Here is a 1184-nt window from a genome sequence, read left to right as displayed (position 1 = left end):
GCGGAAATGAGGATAAGAACCCTTAAAACCTCGACTGCGCAGTTCGGGGACAACTATTGCTTTCAAGGAAGCTTCCATGGCGCTTCGAGCCGGATGTTGGGCCATAGTGCCTCCTAACGCCAGCCATAAACGGCGCCCTGACGAGGGCGTCCGGTGGAGGCCACGTCTTTTGTGGCCGTAACGAATTTGATGGCATTGTTAGGTATTTTTACGCCGAGCTTCGACACTTTTCTGCAACTCCGATGGCTGAATATCAAAGCCAGTAGCACCTGTGCCAGACCAGTTTATACCTGCCAAAAGTCCATCTTGGGACAACCCCGGCACCCAACGCTCACAGAACACCTCCCATGGAATAGCCACGGGCTCAAAACCCTTATAAGCGTTAACATTTTCTATTACCGCCTGGGCACGGGATTTGGACGACCAAAATGGCATTGCTCGTTTGCCCTCTGTTCCGTGGGGCGCAGGAAAGCCGCCGTTGTCTTTAATACCCCATACGATTCCGTTCTCGGCAACTTCTTGGTAGAACTTTGAGGCTTGTGCGGAAGAAATACTCATACTCACCTAACGCTGAGGTAACCGGCACCGGAGCGCATGCGGAGGGAACCAAACCCCGCGAGGGGTTTGGTGTCCGGTTGACCGTATGGTTAGCTCCTGGTGTCGCCTACTCTCTGAGAATTTTGATATCCCCAATCTCTGAAGCTCTTAGAGGCCTTGTTGCGCCTTTGATAAGGACAGACTTGGGCCCAAGCCACTTAACCTCGATACCCGAGTTTTTCGGATGACCCGTTTCGACGTAGAAATTTCCGGCATCATCCGAGTGAAGTTCATCCCCAGAAGCCAAGATCGATAGCTGAGTCGAAAAGCCAGTGGTTGCGCCGCAGTCCCGCTGAAAGATGACAACTTTGTTCGCGCGATCCGGTGCCCATATTTCTGACTCGACTTGATTTCCGCACATATCATCAAGCGAAAGCCAAATAGCAGCCACGCCGCCAACGGCAATCACCGCCAGTACCAGCAAGGCTCCGAAAACAGCTTTGATAACTCTGCTCATCCTTTACAGCTAACGAATAGCTAAGCGGCGCCCTGACAAGGGCGTCCGGTGGACGGCCGCCAGGCCGGGAACGAATTTGAGCGACTGGTTAGGCGGCACCTGACCAAAATGCCTCACCCTGCGTCTCGAT

The 1184-nt window shown here is 53.4% G+C and carries 2 protein-coding genes; both read right to left on the bottom strand.

Annotated elements, in window-relative coordinates; all coding sequences use genetic code 11:
• Positions 1–198 precede the first annotated feature (198 nt).
• Positions 199–558 carry a DUF2750 domain-containing protein gene (locus E5Q11_RS17325; RefSeq protein ID WP_135804706.1) on the bottom strand — a complete coding sequence of 120 codons (360 nt, stop codon included), beginning with the start codon at positions 556–558 and terminating at the stop codon, positions 199–201.
• Positions 559–664: 106 nt separating this feature from the next.
• Positions 665–1054, bottom strand: coding sequence for a hypothetical protein (locus E5Q11_RS17320; RefSeq protein ID WP_135804705.1), 390 nt, complete (start codon positions 1052–1054; stop codon positions 665–667).
• Between the last annotated feature and the right edge of the window lie 130 nt (positions 1055–1184).

It is taken from the genome of Marinobacter confluentis (assembly GCF_004785685.1).
Taxonomy (GTDB): Bacteria; Pseudomonadota; Gammaproteobacteria; order Pseudomonadales; family Oleiphilaceae; genus Marinobacter; species Marinobacter confluentis.
The sequence above is the reverse complement of the archived record's forward strand: the minus strand, read 5'-3'. Positions and strand labels throughout refer to the sequence as shown.